Raw genomic sequence first — 18,836 nt, 5'->3', positions numbered from 1 at the left:
CGGCTGGCGGTTGCGCGTCAGCCCATGAACTTCTTGAACTCGTCGGGGAGTTCGAAGTTCTGCGGGGCGTCCTGGCCGCCCTGCGGGAGGCCGAGCGGGTTGCCGTTCTGGGCCGCCTCGCGGCGGGCCGCGGCGGCCTCCTCCTCGGCCTTGCGCTTCATGGGGTTGCCGCTGCGCTGCTTGCCCTTGACCTTCTTCTGCTGCTTCTTCTTCTTGGCGCCGCCACCCATGCCCGGCATCCCGGGCATGCCCGGCATCCCCGGCATGCCGCCGCCCTGGGCCATCTTCGACATCATCTTGCGGGCGTCGAAGAAGCGCTCGACCAGGCTCTTCACGGCGCTGACGTCGACACCCGAACCGCGCGCGATACGAGCGCGGCGCGAGCCGTTGATGATCGTCGGATCCTGGCGCTCGACCGGGGTCATCGACTTGATGATCGCGGCGGTGCGGTCCACGTCCCGCTCGTCGAGGTTGTTGATCTGGTCCTTCATCTGCGCCATGCCGGGCAGCATGCCGAGCAGCTTCGAGATGGAGCCCATCTTGCGGACCTGCTCCATCTGGGCCAGGAAGTCGTCGAGCGTGAACTCCTTCGGGCCCTTCTGCAGCTTGGCCGCCATCTTCTCGGCCTCGGCCTGGCTGAAGGTCTGCTCGGCCTTCTCGATGAGCGACAGCATGTCGCCCATGCCCAGGATGCGGGACGCCATGCGGTCCGGGTGGAACGCGTCGAAGTCGTCCAGCTTCTCGCCGTTGGAGGCGAACATGATCTGCTTGCCGGTGACGTGCGCGATGGAGAGCGCGGCACCACCGCGGGCGTCGCCGTCGAGCTTGGAGAGCACCACGCCGTCGAAGCCGACGCCGTCGCGGAACGCCTCGGCGGTGTTGACCGCGTCCTGGCCGATCATGGCGTCGACGACGAAGAGGACCTCGTCCGGCTTGACCGCGTCGCGGATGTCCGCGGCCTGCTGCATCAGCTCCTGGTCGATGCCCAGGCGGCCGGCGGTATCGACGATCACGACGTCGTGCTGCTTGTCGCGGGCGTACTCGATGGAGTCCTGGGCGACCTTGACCGGGTCGCCGACGCCGTTGCCCGGCTCGGGGGCGAAGATCGCCACGCCGGCGCGCTCGGCGACGACGGAGAGCTGGTTCACGGCGTTCGGGCGCTGGAGGTCGCAGGCGACCAGCATGGGGGTGTGGCCCTGCGCCTTGAGCCAGCGGCCGAGCTTGCCGGCCAGCGTGGTCTTACCGGCGCCCTGGAGGCCGGCGAGCATGATCACCGTCGGCGGCTGCTTGGCAAAGCGCAGGCGACGGGTCTCGCCGCCGAGGATGCCGACGAGCTCCTCGTTAACGATCTTGATGACCTGCTGGGCGGGGTTCAGCGCCTGGGAGACCTCGGAGCCGAGCGCGCGCTCCTTGACCTGCTTGATGAAGGCGCGGACGACGGGCAGCGCGACATCCGCTTCGAGCAGCGCAATCCGGATCTCGCGCGCGGTGGCGTCGATGTCCGCCTCGGAGAGGCGCCCCTTGCCCCGGAGATTTTTGAAAGTACTCGCCAGGCGGTCGGAAAGCGTATCGAACACGGCGGTCGTCGATCCTCGGGGTCGGGGGTGGAGTCAATCGGCTTCTAGAGTATCCGCCCCACGGTACAGAACGTCCGGCCCTACCCGAAGAGACGGAGAGGGACGGGCTCACCCCGTGCGCCGGGCGCAGAACGACGCCCCTTCCGGCCGCCCGGGAGCGCCGGGGACACGGAGGACGCCGGGACCGCGAGTGCCGGGAGCGCCCGGTGGTGCGGCGCGGTCGCGGGGGCGGTGCTCCGGGTCACTTCAGGGCGCGTTCCACGGCCTGGGCCACTTCGGTCGCGGTGTCGGGCGGGAGCGGGGCGCCGTCGGGGTCCGTGACGTAGAAGGCGTCCACCGCGTTGGCTCCGAGGGTGCTGACGTGGGCGCTGCGGACCGTGACGCCCGCGTCCTCCAGGGCGCGGCCGATCCGGTACAGCAGGCCCTGGGCGTCCTGGGCGCGTACCTCGATGACGGTGGCGGAGCGGGAACCGCCGGGCGCCACCGTGACCCGGGGCGGCGGCGCCTGGAGCCGGCGCGAGCGCCGTGCGTAGGCGCGTTCGCGCTCGGCGAGGCGGGCCGGGATGTCGAGCGTGCCGTCCAGGGCCCGTACGAGGTCGGCGCGGAGCCGGACCGCTTGGGGCAGCGATCCGTACTCGGCCGCCACCCGCCAGCTGAGGAGCAGCATCGGGCGGCGGGCGGCCGCGGGCGAGGAGACCGTGCCCGTCGTGGGCCGAGGCTCGGCTTCTGGGCGCGTGTCCGCCCCACCGTCCTTCCCATGATCGGCCGCTCCGGACAGCTGCTCCGGCAGGGGCATGACGCGGAGGTCGGCGGCGCGGACCGTGAGGCGGTGCACGGCGAGTACGCCGGCGGTGGCGGGGAGGATTCCCGGGCGGTCCGGAACGGCGATGAGAAGTTCGACGCCGACCGGTTCCTGGGCCCCGGCGGGCTCCGGCCGGGGTGCGGTGTCGTTCGGCGGTGGCTCCGGCGCCTCCGTGGGCGGCTCCGCCCGGGTGTGGAGGGCCAGTACCGGTTCGCCGGTGCGCCATGCTTCGACGGCGAGGCGCTCCTGTTCCGCTGTGGGCTCCCACGGGGTGGGCGTGGTCGCGTCGGGTTCGCCCGCCAGCAGCCCGCCGACCCGGCGGACCAGGTCGGCGACCAGCCCCTCGCGCCAGCGGCTCCAGGCGGCGGGCCCGGTGGCCAGCGCGTCGGCCTCGGTGAGGGCGTGCAGCAGCTCCAGCGTGCCCGCCGAGCGGACCACCTGGGCGACCGCGGCGACCGTGGCCGGGTCGTCCAGGTCACGGCGGGTGGCGGTCTCGACGAGGAAGAGGTGGTGACGGACGAGGGTGGCGATGACGTCCGTGTCCTTGGCGTCGAAGCCGAGCCGGGTGGCCACGTCGCGGGCGATGGTCTCGCCGGACACCGAGTGGTCGCCGGGCCAGCCCTTGCCGATGTCGTGCAGGAGGGCTGCCATGAGGAGCAGGTCGGGGCGGTGGACGCGACGGGTCAGGGCGGAGGCCCGTACGGCCGTCTCGACGAGGTGCCGGTCGACGGTCCAGCGGTGCACGGCGTTGCGCTGCGGGCGGCAGCGCACGCGCTCCCAGTCCGGCAGCAGCCGCGTGATGATCCCCTCGGCCTCCAGCGCCTCCCATACGGGCACGGTGTGCGCGCCCGCGCCCAGCAGGGTCAGCAGCTCCTCGCGGGCCTCGGCCGGCCACGGCACCGGCAGCGGGCGGGCCGCCGCGGCCAGCCGACGCACGGCGTGCGGGGACAGCGGCAGGCCCGCCTGGGCGGCGGCGGCAGCGGCACGCAGCGGCAGCACGGCGTCCCGTTCGGGGCGGGCCGTGCGGGCCAGTACGACCTCGCCGTCGTGCTCCACGACGCCCTCGGCCAGCGGCGAACGCTCGCCCTTGGCCGCCATCCGCCCGCTCCTGCCGCTCATCAGCCCGCGCAGCGAGGGCCGTACGGAGCGGGAGCGCAGCACCCGGCCGACCTCGCGCCAGGTGACGTCACCGGCGTACGAGATCGTGCGGGCCGACTCGTACACCTGGCGCAGCAGTGTGTCCGCGTCGAGCAGGCCGAGGGCCGCCGCGACCTGGTCCTGCTCCTGGAGCGCGAGCCGGTCGGTGGCCCGGCCGGTGACCAGGTGGAGGGCGTCGCGTACGTCCAGCAGGCGGCCGCGGGCGGCCTCCAGGCCGGCCCGGGGGGCGTCGGCGAGCCAGGAGGCGGCCACCGCGCGCAGGGCGGTGACGTCGCGCAGGCCGCCTCTGGCCTCCTTCAGGTCGGGCTCGAGGAGGTACTGCAGCTCGCCCTGGCGGTCGGCCCGGTCCAGGCAGAGCGCGTGCAGCTCCGGGAGGCGTTTGGGGGCGGCCTCGCGCCAGTCGGCGAAGCTCGCGGTGCGCAGGGCGGTGGTGAGGTCGGGGCTGCCGGCGAGGTGGCGGGAGTCGAGGAGGCCGAGCTGGGCCTTGAGGTCGTCGCGGGCGGTGCGGCGGGCCTCGGCGAGCGTGCGGACGGAGTGGTCCAGGTCCAGGCCGAGGTCCCAGAGCGGATACCAGAGGTGGTCGGCGAGGGTCGCGACCTCTTGGGGTGACGCCTTGCCGTCGTGGAGGAGGAGCAGGTCGAGGTCGCTGCGAGGGGAGAGTTCGCCGCGGCCGTAGCCGCCTACGGCGACGAGGGCCGCGCCGGTCACGCCGCTCTGGGCGGCGGCGCGCTCGAAGAGTCCGGCCAGCCAGGTGTCGGTGAGGCGGGCGAGGGCCGCGCGGCGGTCGGGGCCGGTCGTGGTGTCGTCCTGGAGAAGGCGCAGGCGGGCGGCGGGGTAGTCGGGGGCGGGGCCGCCTTGGTCGGCGGGGGCGGCGTCGTGCGTGCTCGGGCTGCCGGTGCTGGGGCCGTCTGTACCGGGGCTACCCGGGGCGGGGCTGTCCGGGGTGCCGGTTGCGGCTGTGTTGCTGCCGGGGCCGGCCGTCCGGTCGACGCCTGCTGTCTCCTCGACGCTGTCGGTCACCTCGCGCGCTCCTTGTTCGTTCGGTGTGGCATCGGCTTGGGGTGGCATCGGCTGCCGGGTGTCTCGCGGCTTGCCGTTGCGTGTCCGGTCGGCGTGGTTGGCGGCCGGTGGTCGCCGCTGCCGGGCGGCTTGTGTGCCCCGGACCCACCCCTTCCCGAAACCGGGGCAACGGCCCCGGGCCCCGTGAAGATGTCCTCAAACGCCGGACGGGCTGGAAGTACCGCCGGGTGGGCGGCCCTCCGGATCGGCCGTCCGGATCGGCCGTCCGGTGCCCGACGGGGGCGGGGCCCCGGCCCCATCAGCGGGCTGGGTCCCGGGGATTCCGCTGGGCGGACCGAGAGGCCGGAGCCCGTCAGCGGGCCGGGGCCTCCGAGTAAGTACTCAGCGGGCCGGAGCCCCGAGCCCCGAAGTACTCAGTGGGCGGGGGTCGCGGAGTACACCGCGGGCGGACGGGCGGACCGTAGGGCATCAGGTGGGCGGCTTCCCGGAGCCAGCAGGCGGGCCGGTATTGCGGGAACCGTCAGGCGGCCAGGCTCCGGAGCCGCCCGCCAACCGAACGGACTGGAGTCCCCGGAGCGCCCCCGAACCGAACGGACCGAAGTCCCCGGAGCGCCCCCCAACCGAACGGACCCGAATCCCCGAACCCGTCCAGCGGGCCGGCCCCGCCGTGAGCCGGAAGCCCACAGAGCCCTTGCCTTCCGCGGACCCGAATAGACCGGTGAGGCCCCGGGCGATCCCGGCAGCACCGACAGCACCGGCAGTCCCGGCGATCCCGACGGTCCCGGCAGACCTGGCGACCCCCGCAGTCCCGGCGACCCCCGCGATCCCGGCGTCCCCAGCGGCCCCGGTGCCGACCCGCCCCCGCAAGGCGGGCACACCCGCCCCCCCCCGCCGAGCGACCCGCCCACCGGCACCCCGCCCACACCAGGGCGAGCGCCGCTCAGAGCGTCGCTCAGAGCGCGTCCGGGCCCCGTTCGCCCGTGCGGACGCGGACTGCCTCGTCGACCGGGACGGACCAGACCTTGCCGTCGCCGATCTTGCCGGTGCGGGCGGCCTTGACGACTACCTCGACCAGTTGTTCGGCGTCGGCGTCCTCGACCAGGACCTCGATGCGGATCTTGGGGACGAGGTCCACGGTGTACTCGGCGCCGCGGTACACCTCCGTGTGGCCGCGCTGCCGGCCGTATCCGCTGGCCTCGGTGACGGTCAGGCCGTGCACGCCGAATGCCTGCAGGGCCTCCTTCACCTCGTCCAGCCGGTGCGGCTTGATTACTGCCGTGATGAGCTTCACGCGTCCACCTTCTTCGCCTTGCCCGGAGTACCGTCCTGGGCCTGAGCCGATGATCCTGCCTGCGGGGCCTGGGCCGTGGCCCCGGCGGCCCCTGCCGGGGTGTCACCGGGGGCCGGCGCCGCTGTACGGGTCAGGGTCGTGCCGCCGCCGGTGCCGCCGTAGTCGTACGCCGTCTCCGCGTGGGCGGCCTGGTCCACGCCCGCCAGCTCCTCGTCCTCGCTGACCCGGAAGCCCATCACCAGGTCGACGACCTTGGCAAGGAGGAAGCTGACCACGAGGGAGTAGAGCAGGACGCAGACCACGCCCACGGACTGCTTGCCGAGCTGGGCCAGGCCGCCGCCGTAGAAGAGTCCCTTGGCGTCGCTCTGTACGCCGCCGGTGGCGAAGAGGCCGATGAGCAGCGAGCCGACGACACCGCCGACCAGGTGGACGCCGACGACGTCGAGGGAGTCGTCGTAGCCGAAGCGGTACTTCAGGCCGACGGCCATGGCGCACAGCACACCGGCGATGATGCCGATCGCGATGGCGCCGAGGGGGCTGACCGCGCCGCAGGCCGGGGTGATGGCGACCAGCCCTGCGACCGCGCCGGACGCGGCACCGAGCGTCGTGAAGGAGCCGTGCCGCAGCTTCTCGTACCCGAGCCAGCCGAGCATCGCCGCGCCCGTGGCGACCTGGGTGTTGAGGAAGGCGACCGCGCCCACGCCGTCGTCGTTGCCGAGCCAGGAGCCGGCGTTGAAGCCGAACCAGCCGAACCACAGCAGGCCCGCGCCGAGCATGACCAGCGGCAGGCTGTGCGGCCGCATCGGGTCCTTCTTGAAGCCGATCCGCTTGCCGACGACGAAGATGACGCCCAGGGCCGCCGCACCGGCGTTGATGTGGACGGCCGTACCACCCGCGAAGTCGATCACGCCGAGCTCGTAGAGCCAGCCGCCGGCGCCCCACACCCAGTGGGCGACCGGGAAGTACACGATCGTCACCCACAGGACGATGAAGAGGGCCCAGGCGGAGAACTTCACGCGGTCCGCGAGGGCGCCGCTGATCAGCGCGGGGGTGAGGATCGCGAACATCAGCTGGAAGGCCGCGAAGACGTAGACCGGGATGGTGTAGCCGTCCCAGAGCTCGGTGAGGCCGATGCCGCTGAGGCCGAGGTAGTCACCGGTCCAGCCGATGACCGAGCCGTGGTCGGTGCCGAAGGCGAGGCTGAAGCCGTAGAGCACCCACAGGACGGTCACCAGACCGAGGCTGATGAAACTCATCATCAGCATGTTCAGGACGCTCTTCACGCGGACCATGCCGCCGTAGAAGAACGCGAGCGCGGGGGTCATCACCATCACCAGGGCGGTGGCGATCAGCATGAATCCGGTGTTGGCCGGACTCAGCTCGACCTTGTCTGCTGCGAGCGTCAGGATGCCTGGGGGCATCGGCGTCTCCTCGTCGTCGATGCGGCCCGTGCGGGCGTGGTGCTGATGGGCCGGCTTTCGCCACGAGATTGACGCAGCGCCGTTTCCGGTGAAGCGTCCCGGTGTTTCGCCGCAGTGACGAAGGCGACCACGGTGTTACGCCCGGATGAACGCCTGTGGGGGCCACCTAAGCGGCTGTGGGGCCACCTGAATACCGAACCGGCCGTGACCGCGCCCGCAGACCTGGCGATGGGGGAGCCGAGTCGGGCTGTACGGGGCGTGGTCACGGCCGGGGTTTTCGGGGGCCTGCTCGCTAGACCGCCTCCGCGGTGGTCTCCGGCAGGTGGTGCTGCAGTTCCTCGGTCAGCTGGATCACCTCGGCGACCTCGGAGAAGTCCCGGGACGCGGTGTCCACGGTCTTGCGCAGCCGGGTGTTGACCCGCTCCGAGCGCACCTGCTTCGCGAACGGTATGGCCCGGTGCGCCATGTCCGCGCACTGTTCGGGCTCGCGCTGCAGCAGGTGGACCGTGGCCATGCCGATGAGGTTGAGGGCGTACGAGCGCTGGTGCTCGGGGTCCTTGCCGAACAGCTCGACGGCGCGCTCCATGACCGGGTGCGCCAGCGAGGCGTACGTCGGGCTGCGGCCCGCGACGTAGGCGAGGTCGCGGTACGAGTGGGCGTTCTCGGCGTTCAGCTCGGCCTCGGAGAAGAAGCGGATCCAGTCCGGCTCCAGCCGCGCGCCGGGCTCCACGTCGGCGAAGGTGTCCTCCGCCATCCGGACGGCCCGCTTGACCTTGCTGGGCTGGCCCATGCCGGCGTACGCGCGGGCCTCCATCGCATACAGCATGGCCTGCGTGCGCGGCGTGGCCATTTCGCGGCTGCCGTACTGCGCGAGATGGATCAGCTCCAGGGCGTCGTCGGGGCGCCCGAGGTGGATCATCTGGCGGCTCATGCTGGAGAGGATGTACGAGCCCAGGGGCTTGTCGCCGGCCTCCTTGGACGCGTGCAGCGCGAGGACGAAGTACTTCTGCGCCGTGGGCTGCAGACCGATGTCGTAACTCATCCAGCCCGCCAGCTCGGCGAGCTCGGCGGCGACCTTGAACAGCCGCTTGGAGACCGCTTGAGGGTGCGACTCCTGGAGCAGGTCGGTGACTTCGTGCAGCTGCCCGACGACGGCCTTGCGGCGCAGTCCGCCGCCGCACTGGGCGTCCCACTGCCGGAACATCGTGGTCGTGGACTCCAGCAGCTCCAGCTCGGGCTGCGAGAGCCGGCCGCCGCGGCGGCGCCCGGCCTCGGGCCCGGTCTCGTCCCCGGCCCCGGAGGGCGTGGGCACCAGCCAGCGCTGCATCGGCTCGATGAGGGCGGGCCCGGCGGACAGCGCCAGCGAGGTCCCGAGGAAGCCGCGCCGCGCCAGCATGAGGTCGCTGCGCGAGAACTCGCTGATGAGGGAGACCGTCTGGGGCCCGGCCCAGGGAAGGTCCACGCCGGAGACCGACGGGGACTGATGCGCGGTGCGCAGGCCGAGGTCCTCGATGCTCACGACGCAGCCGAAGCGCTCGGAGAAGAGCTCCGACAGGATGCGGGGGATCGGCTCCCGGGGCTGCTCGCCGTCCAGCCAGCGGCGGACCCGTGAGGTGTCGGTACTGATGTGGTGTGCGCCCAGCTGCCGGGCGCGGCGGTTGACCTGGCGGGCGAGCTCGCCCTTGGACCAACCGCTGCGCACGAACCACGAACCCAACTGCTCGTTCGGGCGCTTGTCAGCGCACGTGCCGCCGTTGCCGCCCAACTCGAACGCCCCCATCCGGATCTGTCGTCCTGTCACGAACCTCCGACAGGATGCCGCTCCTACGCGACGCCTGTCCTGGAGTGACCCCAGCCGACCACGGATTCCGGCCGCCGGAAAGCCACCAAGCGGTCACTCTGCTTGCCGTTGGCATACCCATGTGGCGGATACCCCTCCCGGTTCGTGCACCGAAAGTAATCCTACGATCACGCCTCCCGCGAGGCCGATCCAGGAAACGCCACCATTCGCCACCCCTTCGAATGAACTCCTCCGCGGCTCAGCGCGATTGACTTGACACAGGTCGAGAAGGGTTGGGCGGAGAGGAGCACTCGAGGGCGCGCGTGTCACGCCGCACAACCCACAGCACTACGTCACACCGTCAACGACCGCGACTGGCAACGGAGCGTCACGGCAACACTCCGGCACGTAACCACTGACCTGTAGGACCCGTTGGAGGGGGCATGGGCTTCACGATCGGCGGCATCCGGGAGTTTCGCGACATTCGCCACGGCGCCAGGCGGCGGGTCCGCTCCGCCGAGAGCACGGCGGTGGCGGAGTACACCGGGCTGTGGGGCTGGGACGTCGTGCCCGGCACCCGCGCGGCGCGGGGCGGCGACGGCCGGGCCGTCTGCTCGTGCGGAGCGGCGCGCTGCGCCGGCCCCGGCGCCCACCCGCTTCCCTTCGCCGACGTGCTGCCCGCCGGCACAACGCTGGAGAAGGCGGCGGCGGCCTGGGCGGAGACGCCGGGCGCCTCGGTACTGCTCCCGGTCGGCCGCAGCTTCGACATCCTCGACGTACCGGTCGCCGCGGGCCGCACGGCCCTGGTGCGCCTCGAACGGATGGGCCTGCCCCTGGGGCCGGTGGCCGCCACCCCGACCGGGCGGGCGCTGTTCTTCGTCGCGCCGGGCGCCGCCGCCGGACTGCCGACGCTGCTGTACCGCATGGGCTGGGACGACGCCTCGCTGGACCTGCGGCCGCTGGGCCCGGGCGACCACATCACCGCGCCGCCGTGCGACCTCGCGGGGCTCGGACCGATGCGCTGGCTGCGGCCGCCGACGCTGGACGGCGTGGGCCATCCCCCGGAGGCGAAGCTACTGCTGGGCACGCTGGCCTACGTATGCCATCGCCTCTGCGCCTGACCTGCACGAGCACCCGCAGGCGCGTACGCGTACGCGCACCGACCGTGCGCCCGCCCGCACCCCGCCCCGATCGGCCCCCGACCCGATCCAGCCGCCCCCCGCCCCGATCCCCTCGCACACCCGCCCGAAAACCACCGCCCACGCCCGGCGCGCGGGCGCGTCATCCCCGCGCCGCACCGCCGGACGCAAGCGCCGAGCCCCGTCGCACTCCGTGTGCGGCGGGGCTCGGTGTCTCCGTCTCGGTGCCGGGGCCCGGCGCGGGCCTCGGACGCGGGCTGCTAACCCGTCCACGCTCCGATCAGTCGCCGATCAGCGCGTCGACGAACGCCTCGGGCTCGAACGGCGCGAGGTCGTCCGGGCCCTCGCCCAGGCCCACCAGCTTCACCGGCACGCCCAGCTCGCGCTGGACGGCGACGATGATGCCGCCCTTGGCCGTGCCGTCCAGCTTGGTCAGCACGACGCCGGTGATGTCCACGACCTCGGCGAAGACACGGGCCTGCACCAGGCCGTTCTGCCCGGTGGTGGCGTCCAGGACGAGCAGTACCTCGCCGACCGGACCGTGCTTCTCCACGACCCGCTTGACCTTGCCCAGCTCGTCCATCAGGCCGGTCTTGGTGTGCAGCCGGCCGGCGGTGTCGATCAGTACGACGTCCGCGCCCTCGGAGATACCTTCCTTCACCGAGTCGAAGGCGACCGAGGCGGGGTCGCCCTCCTCGGGGCCGCGCACGGTGCGGGCGCCGACCCGGTCGCCCCAGGTCTGCAGCTGGTCGACCGCCGCGGCGCGGAACGTGTCGGCCGCGCCCAGCACGACGGACTTGCCGTCGGCGACCAGGACGCGGGCGAGCTTGCCGGTGGTGGTGGTCTTGCCGGTGCCGTTGACGCCGACGACCATGACGACGCCGGGGATCTCCTGGCCGGTCGGGCCCAGGCCGTTCGCCGTGTGCACGGAGCGGTCGGCCTCGGTGCCGATGAGGGCGAGCAGCTCCTCGCGGAGCAGGCCGCGCAGCTCGTCGGGGGTGCGGGTGCCGAGCACCCTTACGCGCTCGCGCAGCCGCTCGACCAGCTCCTGCGTGGGCTGCACACCGACATCCGCGGTGAGCAGCGTGTCCTCGATCTCCTCCCAGGTGTCCTCGTCGAGGTGCTCGCGGGAGAGCAGCGTGAGCAGGCCCTTGCCCAGGGTGTTCTGCGAGCGGGAGAGCCGGGCGCGCAGCCGGACGAGCCGGCCGGCGGTCGGCTCCGGCACCTCGACCTCGGGCGCGGCGGGCGCCTCCGGCTCGGCGACCGGCGCTTCCTCGACGAGCGTGGCGCCGGAGTCCGGCAGGCCCACTTCTTCGATGGTGCGACGTTCTTCGTCGCGGGGGGTCTCGGCGTCCTCACCGACCTGCGGTTCCGCAGGCGGCGCGGTGACGGACGGGGTGGTCGGCGGGGGCGGCGGCAGCTGCTTCTTCTTGCGGCTGCTGACGACGAGCCCGCTGATCGCGCCGAGCGCGACCACAGCGATGACTACAGCAAGGATGACGAATTCCATAACTCCCTCAGTATCGGGCACACACCGCCCCCGGGGCCGCAGGCCGCCAATCCTGGATGTCCACTGTCCGGATAAGAATCAGGATGTGTACTATCCAGATTCATCCCCGCGGAACGAGCCGCGGGGCACTGGAAGGAGAATCCGGATGCCGGACATCCTGATTGTGGGCGGCGGTTTCGCCGGGATGTGGGCCGCCGCGGGCGCCGCCCGCCTGCTGCGCGCCCACGACGCCTCCCCCACGGTCGCGCTGCTCACCCCGGACCCCGACCTCACGATCCGCCCCCGGCTGTACGAGGCGGACCCGGCCGCGTACCGGGTGCCGCTCGACCGGGTCCTGGGGCCCATCGGTGTGCCGCGCATCGCCGCGACCGCGACCGGCATCGACACCGCCCGCCGGGTGGTCACCGCCGACGGCCCCGAGGGACCCGCGGAGCTCCCGTACCGGCGGCTGGTGCTGGCCACCGGCAGCGCGCTGGTCCGCCCGCGCTTCCCCGGCGCCGGGCTGCTGCACGACATCGACACGATGGACGCAGCCGTCGCCCTGGAGAAGCACCTCCAGGGGCTGCCGGACGCGCCCGCGGGGCCCGGGCGATTCACGGCGGTGGTGGCCGGCGCCGGGTTCACGGGCGTGGAGGCCACGACCGAGCTGGTGGGCCGGCTGCGGGCGATCGCCGCGCCGCACGGACTGGCGGACGAGGTCGAGGTCGTACTGGTGGAGCGGGACACGGTCGTGGGGCGCGGGCTCGGCGAGGCGGCCCGGCCGGTGATCGAGCGGGCATTGGACGAGCTGGGCGTGGTGCGCCGGCTCGGCGTCTCGATCGAGCGCGTCGACGAGCGGGCCGTCCACCTCTCCGACGGCAGCGCGCTCCCCTCCCGTACCGCCGTGTGGACGGCCGGGGTGCGGGCCAGCGGCCTCACCGCCCAGCTCCCCGCCGAGCGGGACGGACTGGGGCGGCTGGCGGTGGACGGCTGGCTGCGGGTGCGCGGGCTGCCGGAGGTGTACGCGGCCGGCGACACCGCGGCCGCGCCCGCCGAGGACGGCCACACGGTGACGCAGAGCTGCCAGCACGCGACGCCGCAGGGGAAGTTCGCGGGGCACAATGCCGCGGCGGATCTGCTGGGGCTGGACCGGGCCCCGTTCGCCACTGATCCGTACGTCACCTGCCTCGATCTCGGCGGCGCGGGCGCGGTGCTGACCAGCGGCTGGGACCGGGCGCTGCGCGAGGTGCCGGTGGCGTACGCGAAGGCGCGCAAGCGCGCGATCAACGAGACCTGGATCCATCCGCCGGTGGACGACGCCGAGGAGATCCTGCGCCGGGCCGACTTCCGGGTGGGCCAGCGCCGGCCGATGCCGGAGCCCACCGGCTGACCAGCGTTTCCGGCCTGATCATGGACCCTCCGACGAAGAGTGTGACGCGAGTGACTCGTCGGAGGGTCCAACGGGTCTTACGGGAGGAAGTTGGTGCAAAGTACGATGGGAATGGCCGCGCAACGCGCGTAGAGTCCTCGACGGCCACCGCGCCCCGCAGCCTGGCACCACAGCCGCTGCCGACTGCCCCCTGTGGGGGTGCCCCTGCCCCAGCGCACGAGAGACACCTGCACCATGGACACCAAGGCCTCCCCCGAGACCGAAGGAACCGTAGAGACCCGCGGTATCGAGCCGGTCCCGGACCACGAACGCCGCGGACACGTCCGCGAACTGTTCTCGACCTACGTCGCCGCCAACATCAGCGTGCTGCTGCTGACCATGGGCGCCGCCCTGGTCGTCTTCAACCGGCTGAACTTCTGGCAGGTACTGCTCGTCGCGGTGATCGCCGCGGCCGTCTCCTTCGGCCTCACCGGCCTGCTGTCGGTCTCCGGCAAGTGGGGCGGCGCGCCCGGCCTGCTGCTCTCGCGCGCCACCTTCGGCGTCCGCGGCAACTACTTCCCCGGCATGATCCTGTGGATCGCCCGCTTCGGCTGGGAGACGATCAACGCGGTCACCGGCGCGTTCGCCCTGCTGACCATCCTCAAGCTGGTCTTCGGCATCGAGGCCAACAACGTCCTCACGATCGTCACGCTGTTCCTCTTCGTCGCCACGACGTTCCTGGTCAGCGGCATGGGCCGGAAGGTCCTCAACCTCTGCAACAAGTGGTCGACGTACATCTTCGGCGTCTTCAGCGTGCTGGTGCTGATCTACCTGATCGCCAAGATGGACTGGCACGAGATCTTCGCGCAGAAGGCCGGCTCGACGGCGATGGTGATCGCGGGCGTGGGCACCATCGCGGCCGGCGGACTCAGCTGGGTCCCCTCGGGCCCGGACTTCACCCGCTACCTCCCCGGCTCGGCCTCCGGCAAGAAGATCGTCGGCGCCACCGTCTCCGGTGCGGGCCTGGTCATGGTGCCGATGGTGCTGATGGGCGCGGTCATGACGTCCAAGACCCCGGACCTGGCCAAGGCCAGCGACCCGGTCGCGTTCCTCGGTGACATCCTGCCGACCTGGCTGGCCGTCCCGTACCTGCTCACCGCCGTGGTCGGCATGCTGCTGATCAACAGCCTGTCGATGTACTCCGCGGGCTTCACCGCGCAGACCATGGGCGTCAAGCTGCCCCGCCCCCTCGCGGTCAGCATCAACGCCGTCATCAGCCTGGTCGGCGGCGGCTTCATGATGCTGGTCGCGACCAGCTTCATCAGCCAGTTCATCACCTTCCTGACCCTGCTCGGCGTCTCCTTCTCGGCCTGGATCGGCGTGTACGCGATCGACATGGCGCGCCGCGCCCGCCGCACCGTCCGGTACGACGCCGAGGCGCTCATGGACACCTCGCGCGGCGGCCGGTACTGGTACCGGGCCGGCTTCTGCTGGCAGGCGCTGACCGCCTGGACCGTCGCGCTCGCCGCCGGCCTGTGCCTGACCAAGGTCAACTGGTTCACCGGGCCGCTGGCCGGCACCTGGCTGGGCACCCACGGCCTGGGCTGGGCGGTCACGATCGCCATCGCCGCCGTGGTCTTCGCGGTGCTGCCCACGCCGCGCGAGAACGTCCCCGCGGAGGGCGGCGCGACGCCGGAGCCGATACCGGCCGGGCGCTAGAGGCCCCTAGGGGGCTTCGTCCAACCCCTCCACATCTGACACAGCATCAGCTAACGTCCCCTTCGCCACCTCCGCGGCGAAGGGGACGTTGTCATGCCCGTCACGGTCCTGCGCTTCAACCTGGTCGACCCGGCCCCCACCCCGGAGGGCCTGGCGGCGCGCTATCAGGCGGCCGTCGCGATGGCGAAGTACGCCGACGACCTGGGCATCACGACGGTGCAGACCGAGGAGCACCACGCCACCGACAACGGCTGGATGCCCTCGCCGCTGACCTTCGCCGGCGCCGTGCTCGGCGCCACCCGCCGGGTCGCCGTCACGGTCTCCGCGCTGATCACCCCGCTGCACGACCCGCTGCGGCTGGCCGAGGACCTGGCCGTACTGGACCTCCTGGGCGGCGGCCGGCTGGTGACCGTCGCGGGCCTGGGCTACCGGCCCGAGGAGTACGCGGCGCACGGCGTGGACTGGCGGCGGCGCGGCGCGCTCCAGGACGAGGTGCTGGAGACGCTGCTGAGCGCCTGGACGGGCGAGCCGTTCACGTACCGGGGGCGCACGGTCCGTGTCACGCCGCGCCCCGCCACCCGGCCGCACCCGCTGCTGCTGGTCGGCGGCGGCTCGCGGCCCGCGGCGCGGCGCGCGGCACGGCTCGGGCTGCCGTTCTTCCCCAGCGCCCACCTGCCGGAGCTCATCGCGTACTACCACCGGCAGTGCGCCGAGCACGGCCACGAGGGCTGGGTGATGCAGCCGCCCGCCAGTACGGCGCTGCTGCACGTCGCGGAGGACCCGGACCGGGCCTGGGCGCGCTACGGGGAGCACTTCCTGTACGAGGCGCGGACGTACGCGGGCTGGCAGGGCGCCGGCATCCGCTCGGCCGTGCGGTCGGCGGCCACGGACGTGGCGGCGCTGCGCCGGGAGGGCGTGTACCGGGTGCTGACGCCCGAGGAATGCGTGACGTACGCAGAGAAGACAGAGAAGACGGAGGCGTCGGACTCGCTGATCCTGCACCCGTTGTGCGGCGGGATGCCCGTCGACGAGGGCTGGCGGTCGCTGCACCTCTTCGCGGAGCGGGTGCTGCCGCGGCTCAAGCCCTGAAGGCGCGCATCGGGCCCGGCCGCATTGTCAGTGGCCCCCGGTACTGTGCTGAGCAGGGGGCCTGCGTCCCCCCATGGGGGAAGGACGGGGCGAAACGGTACGGCGGGTCCGGTACGGCGAGCACGGTAACGCCGGCCCCTGACATGCGGCTGCCCCGGCTCCATCGGGGAGCCGGGGCAGATCCGTGGTGAGGAGAAAGGCTGGCGGGGTGGTTAGCCCATCTCCTCCAACGCCTTGCCCTTCGTCTCCTTCACGTACTTGAGCACGAAGGGGATCGAGAGCAGGGCGAAGATCATGTAGATCACGTACGTGCCGGAGAGGTTCCACTCCGACAGGCTCGGGAAGGTCGCCGTGATCGCCCAGTTGGCGATCCACTGGGCCGAGGCGGCGACGCCCAGGGCCGCGGCACGGATCTTGTTCGGGAACATCTCGCCGAGGAAGACCCAGACCACCACGCCCCAGGACAGGGCGAAGAAGAGCACGAAGAAGTGGGCCGCGATCAGGGCCACGGTGCCTTCGGTGGTCGGCAGCGTGCCGCCCGCGGTCTTCGCGGAGAAGGCCCACGCCTCCAGCGCGAGGGCGATGGCCATACCGGCGGAGCCGACCAGCGCCAGCGGACGGCGCCCGATCCGGTCGACGAAGAGCATCGCGATCACGGTGCCGAGGATGTTGATGATCGAGGTGGTGAAGCTGTAGAAGAACGAGCTGCTCGGGTCGATGCCGACGGACTGCCACAGCGTCGAGGAGTAGTAGAACGCGACGTTGATGCCGACCAGCTGCTGGAAGACCGAGAGGCCGATGCCGACCCAGACGATCGGCAGGAAGCCGCCCTTGCCGCCGAGCAGGTCCTTGAACGACGACTTGTGCTCGCTGCGCATCGCCAGCTCGATCTCCTCGACCCGCAGGTCCAGGTCGACCGAGCTGCCCTCGACCTCGGAGAGCACCTCCTTGGCCTTGTCCTGGCGGCCGACGGAGATCAGGAAGCGCGGCGACTCGGGGATCGCGAAGGAGAGCAGGCCGTAGAGCACGGCCGGGACGACCATGACGCCGAGCATCCACTGCCAGGCTTCCAGGCCGGCGATCTCGCCGCGCTGGTTGCCGTCGGCGAGGTTCAGGATGCCCCAGTTGACCAGCTGGGAGATGGCGATGCCGACGACGATCGCGGCCTGCTGGAAGGAGCCGAGCCGGCCGCGGTACGCGGGCGGCGCGACCTCCGCGATGTAGGCGGGGCCGATGACCGAGGCCATACCGATGCCGAAGCCGCCGATGACCCGCCAGATGGCCAGGTCCCAGACCGCGAAGGGCAGGGCGGAGCCGACGGCGCTGACCGTGAACAGCAGCGCGGCGATCTGCATGACGCGGATGCGGCCGATGCGGTCGGCGATCCGGCCCGCGGTGGCGGCGCCGATGGCGCAGCCGATCAGCGCGATCGCGATCACCTGGGCGAGCCCGGCGGAGCCGACGTGGTAGCGGTCGCGGATGGCCTCGACGGCACCGTTGATCACGGAGCTGTCGTAACCGAACAGGAAGCCGCCCATCGCGGCAGCCGCGGTGATGAAGATGACATGGCCGAGGTGGTCGGGCTTGGCCTTGCGGCCTTCCGCGACCGTCGGCTGCGCGGTGCTGGTCAACGTGTACTCCAGTGGCCCGGCTGCGCTGCCGGGCGTAGGGGGCTGGCCCTTCCAGTGGCGGCTGCGAACACGGCACGCACCACTTGAAGGTAAAAGCAACGTTGCAGAGACTATGCCTTCAAGTTTCGAAGTCAATAGGGGGTACGGAATTCATTGACCCCGTTACTGTCGGCAATCGCGTACATGTTGAGTTCATGTTGTGAACGGTGCAGCGAACGCCGCAGGTCGGCGGCCCACACCCGTGTCCGCGGCGGGCTCAGTGCAGTCGCCGACTGTCTCAGTGCAGTCGCTGGCTGATGACCTTCGATACACCGTCGCCCTGCATGGACACGCCATAGAGCGCGTCGGCGACCTCCATGGTCCGCTTCTGGTGCGTGATCACGATCAGCTGGGAGCTCTCCTGCAGCTCCTCCATGATCCGGATCAGCCGCTGCAGATTGGTGTCGTCCAGCGCCGCCTCGACCTCGTCCATCACGTAGAACGGGCTCGGCCGCGCCTTGAAGATCGACACCAGCAGCGCCACCGCGGTCAGCGAGCGCTCGCCGCCCGAGAGCAGCGACAGCCGCTTGACCTTCTTGCCCGGCGGCCGCGCCTCCACGTCCACGCCGGTGGTCAGCATGTTGTCCGGGTCGGTCAGTACGAGCCGGCCCTCGCCGCCCGGGAAGAGCCGCGCGAAGACACCCTCGAACTCGCGGGCCGTGTCCCAGTACGCCTCCGTGAACACCTGCTCGACGCGCTCGTCGACCTCCTTGACGACCTGCAGCAGGTCGGCGCGGGTCTTCTTCAGGTCCTCCAGCTGCTCGCTGAGGAACTTGTGCCGCTCCTCCAGCGCCGCGAACTCCTCCAGGGCCAGCGGGTTCACCTTGCCGAGCTGCTGGTACGCGCGCTCGGCGGCCTTGAGCCGCTTCTCCTGCTCGGCCCGCACGAACGGCACCGGCTGATTGCGCGGATGCTCCGGATCGTCCGGCAGTTCCTCGCCCTCGGCGGCCGGTGACGGCGGTACGAGCTGGTCCGGGCCGTACTCGGCGACCAGCCCGGCCGGCTCGACGCCCAGCTCCTCCAGCGCCTTCGTCTCCAGCTGCTCGATCTTCATGCGCTTCTCGGCGCCCAGCACCTCGCCCCGGTGCACCGAGTCCGTCAGCTTGTCCAGCGCGTCCTTCAGCTCACGCCCCTGGGACCGCTCGGCGACCAGCGCCTGCTCCCGCTCGGCCTTCGCCAGCTCGGCGGCGGCCCGCTCCTCCTCGGCCCGCACGAGCGAGACCTCGACATGCGCGAGCAGCTGCCGCGCGCCGTCCGCGACCGCCGAGGCGACCCGCGCCTCGTGGCGCAGCCGGGCGCGCCGCTGCTCGGC

Annotated in this window: 12 protein-coding genes; 4 read left to right on the top strand and 8 right to left on the bottom strand. The window is 72.1% G+C overall.

All coding sequences use genetic code 11. From position 1 onward, the window contains the following. Positions 1–17 precede the first annotated feature (17 nt). The 5 genes from ffh to nsdA form a co-directional block, all read right to left on the bottom strand. On the bottom strand, positions 18–1,577 hold the full coding sequence (gene ffh, locus ABT381_RS22670; protein WP_351597258.1) for a signal recognition particle protein: 1,560 nt from the start codon (positions 1,575–1,577) through the stop codon (positions 18–20). 241 nt (positions 1,578–1,818) lie between these two features. Next, positions 1,819–4,557: a [protein-PII] uridylyltransferase gene (locus ABT381_RS22665; RefSeq protein WP_351597255.1), complete on the bottom strand. Its 2,739-nt coding sequence runs from the start codon at positions 4,555–4,557 to the stop codon at positions 1,819–1,821. A gap of 952 nt (positions 4,558–5,509) precedes the next feature. Then, positions 5,510–5,848, bottom strand: coding sequence for a P-II family nitrogen regulator (locus ABT381_RS22660; protein ID WP_030267115.1), 339 nt, complete (start codon positions 5,846–5,848; stop codon positions 5,510–5,512). After that, positions 5,845–7,269, bottom strand: coding sequence for an ammonium transporter (locus tag ABT381_RS22655; protein ID WP_351597252.1), 1,425 nt, complete (start codon positions 7,267–7,269; stop codon positions 5,845–5,847). Before ABT381_RS22655 ends, ABT381_RS22660 begins: the two co-directional genes overlap by 4 nt. Positions 7,270–7,561: 292 nt before the next feature. Beyond that, positions 7,562–9,049, bottom strand: a complete 1,488-nt coding sequence (nsdA, locus tag ABT381_RS22650) for a transcriptional repressor NsdA (RefSeq protein ID WP_351597287.1) — start codon at positions 9,047–9,049, stop codon at positions 7,562–7,564. Between the two features lie 443 nt (positions 9,050–9,492). Between nsdA and ABT381_RS22645 the strand changes: the two genes are divergently transcribed. After that, on the top strand, positions 9,493–10,170 hold the full coding sequence (locus ABT381_RS22645) for a bifunctional DNA primase/polymerase (protein WP_351597249.1): 678 nt from the start codon (positions 9,493–9,495) through the stop codon (positions 10,168–10,170). Between the two features lie 298 nt (positions 10,171–10,468). Here the strand turns inward: ABT381_RS22645 and ftsY are convergent, their stop codons facing one another. Continuing rightward, positions 10,469–11,698 carry a signal recognition particle-docking protein FtsY gene (ftsY, locus tag ABT381_RS22640; RefSeq protein WP_351597246.1) on the bottom strand — a complete coding sequence of 410 codons (1,230 nt, stop codon included), beginning with the start codon at positions 11,696–11,698 and terminating at the stop codon, positions 10,469–10,471. 145 nt (positions 11,699–11,843) lie between these two features. Between ftsY and ABT381_RS22635 the strand changes: the two genes are divergently transcribed. The 3 genes from ABT381_RS22635 (at position 11,844) to ABT381_RS22625 (ending at position 15,854) form a co-directional block, all read left to right on the top strand. Next, positions 11,844–13,067, top strand: coding sequence for an NAD(P)/FAD-dependent oxidoreductase (locus ABT381_RS22635; protein WP_351597243.1), 1,224 nt, complete (start codon positions 11,844–11,846; stop codon positions 13,065–13,067). A 234-nt stretch (positions 13,068–13,301) separates the two neighbouring features. Then, positions 13,302–14,765, top strand: a complete 1,464-nt coding sequence (locus tag ABT381_RS22630) for a purine-cytosine permease family protein (protein WP_351597241.1) — start codon at positions 13,302–13,304, stop codon at positions 14,763–14,765. A gap of 93 nt (positions 14,766–14,858) precedes the next feature. After that, the gene (locus tag ABT381_RS22625; protein ID WP_351597238.1) at positions 14,859–15,854 is read left to right on the top strand and encodes an LLM class flavin-dependent oxidoreductase; all 996 of its coding nucleotides are present in this window, start codon (positions 14,859–14,861) and stop codon (positions 15,852–15,854) included. A gap of 212 nt (positions 15,855–16,066) precedes the next feature. Here ABT381_RS22625 and ABT381_RS22620 read toward each other — a convergent pair whose 3' ends face one another. Continuing rightward, positions 16,067–17,485, bottom strand: a complete 1,419-nt coding sequence (locus tag ABT381_RS22620) for a sugar porter family MFS transporter (protein ID WP_351597235.1) — start codon at positions 17,483–17,485, stop codon at positions 16,067–16,069. A 277-nt stretch (positions 17,486–17,762) separates the two neighbouring features. Further along, positions 17,763–18,836 (bottom strand): AAA family ATPase (locus ABT381_RS22615; protein ID WP_351597232.1); only part of this gene is annotated, 1,074 nt, incomplete at its 5' end.

This window comes from Streptomyces sp. NPDC000151, assembly GCF_040301705.1.
Taxonomy (GTDB): Bacteria; Actinomycetota; Actinomycetes; order Streptomycetales; family Streptomycetaceae; genus Streptomyces.
Note: the sequence above shows the minus strand (reverse complement) of the source record. Positions and strands in the feature narration are given on the sequence as shown.

Coding starts and splice junctions, on each gene's coding strand:
- ABT381_RS22655 (WP_351597252.1), bottom strand. CDS start 7,269: ATGCCCCCAGGCATCCTGACGCTCGCAGCAGACAAGGTCGAGCTGAGT.
- nsdA (WP_351597287.1), bottom strand. CDS start 9,049: ATGGGGGCGTTCGAGTTGGGCGGCAACGGCGGCACGTGCGCTGACAAG.
- ABT381_RS22645 (WP_351597249.1), top strand. CDS start 9,493: ATGGGCTTCACGATCGGCGGCATCCGGGAGTTTCGCGACATTCGCCAC.
- ftsY (WP_351597246.1), bottom strand. CDS start 11,698: ATGGAATTCGTCATCCTTGCTGTAGTCATCGCTGTGGTCGCGCTCGGC.
- ABT381_RS22635 (WP_351597243.1), top strand. CDS start 11,844: ATGCCGGACATCCTGATTGTGGGCGGCGGTTTCGCCGGGATGTGGGCC.
- ABT381_RS22630 (WP_351597241.1), top strand. CDS start 13,302: ATGGACACCAAGGCCTCCCCCGAGACCGAAGGAACCGTAGAGACCCGC.
- ABT381_RS22625 (WP_351597238.1), top strand. CDS start 14,859: ATGCCCGTCACGGTCCTGCGCTTCAACCTGGTCGACCCGGCCCCCACC.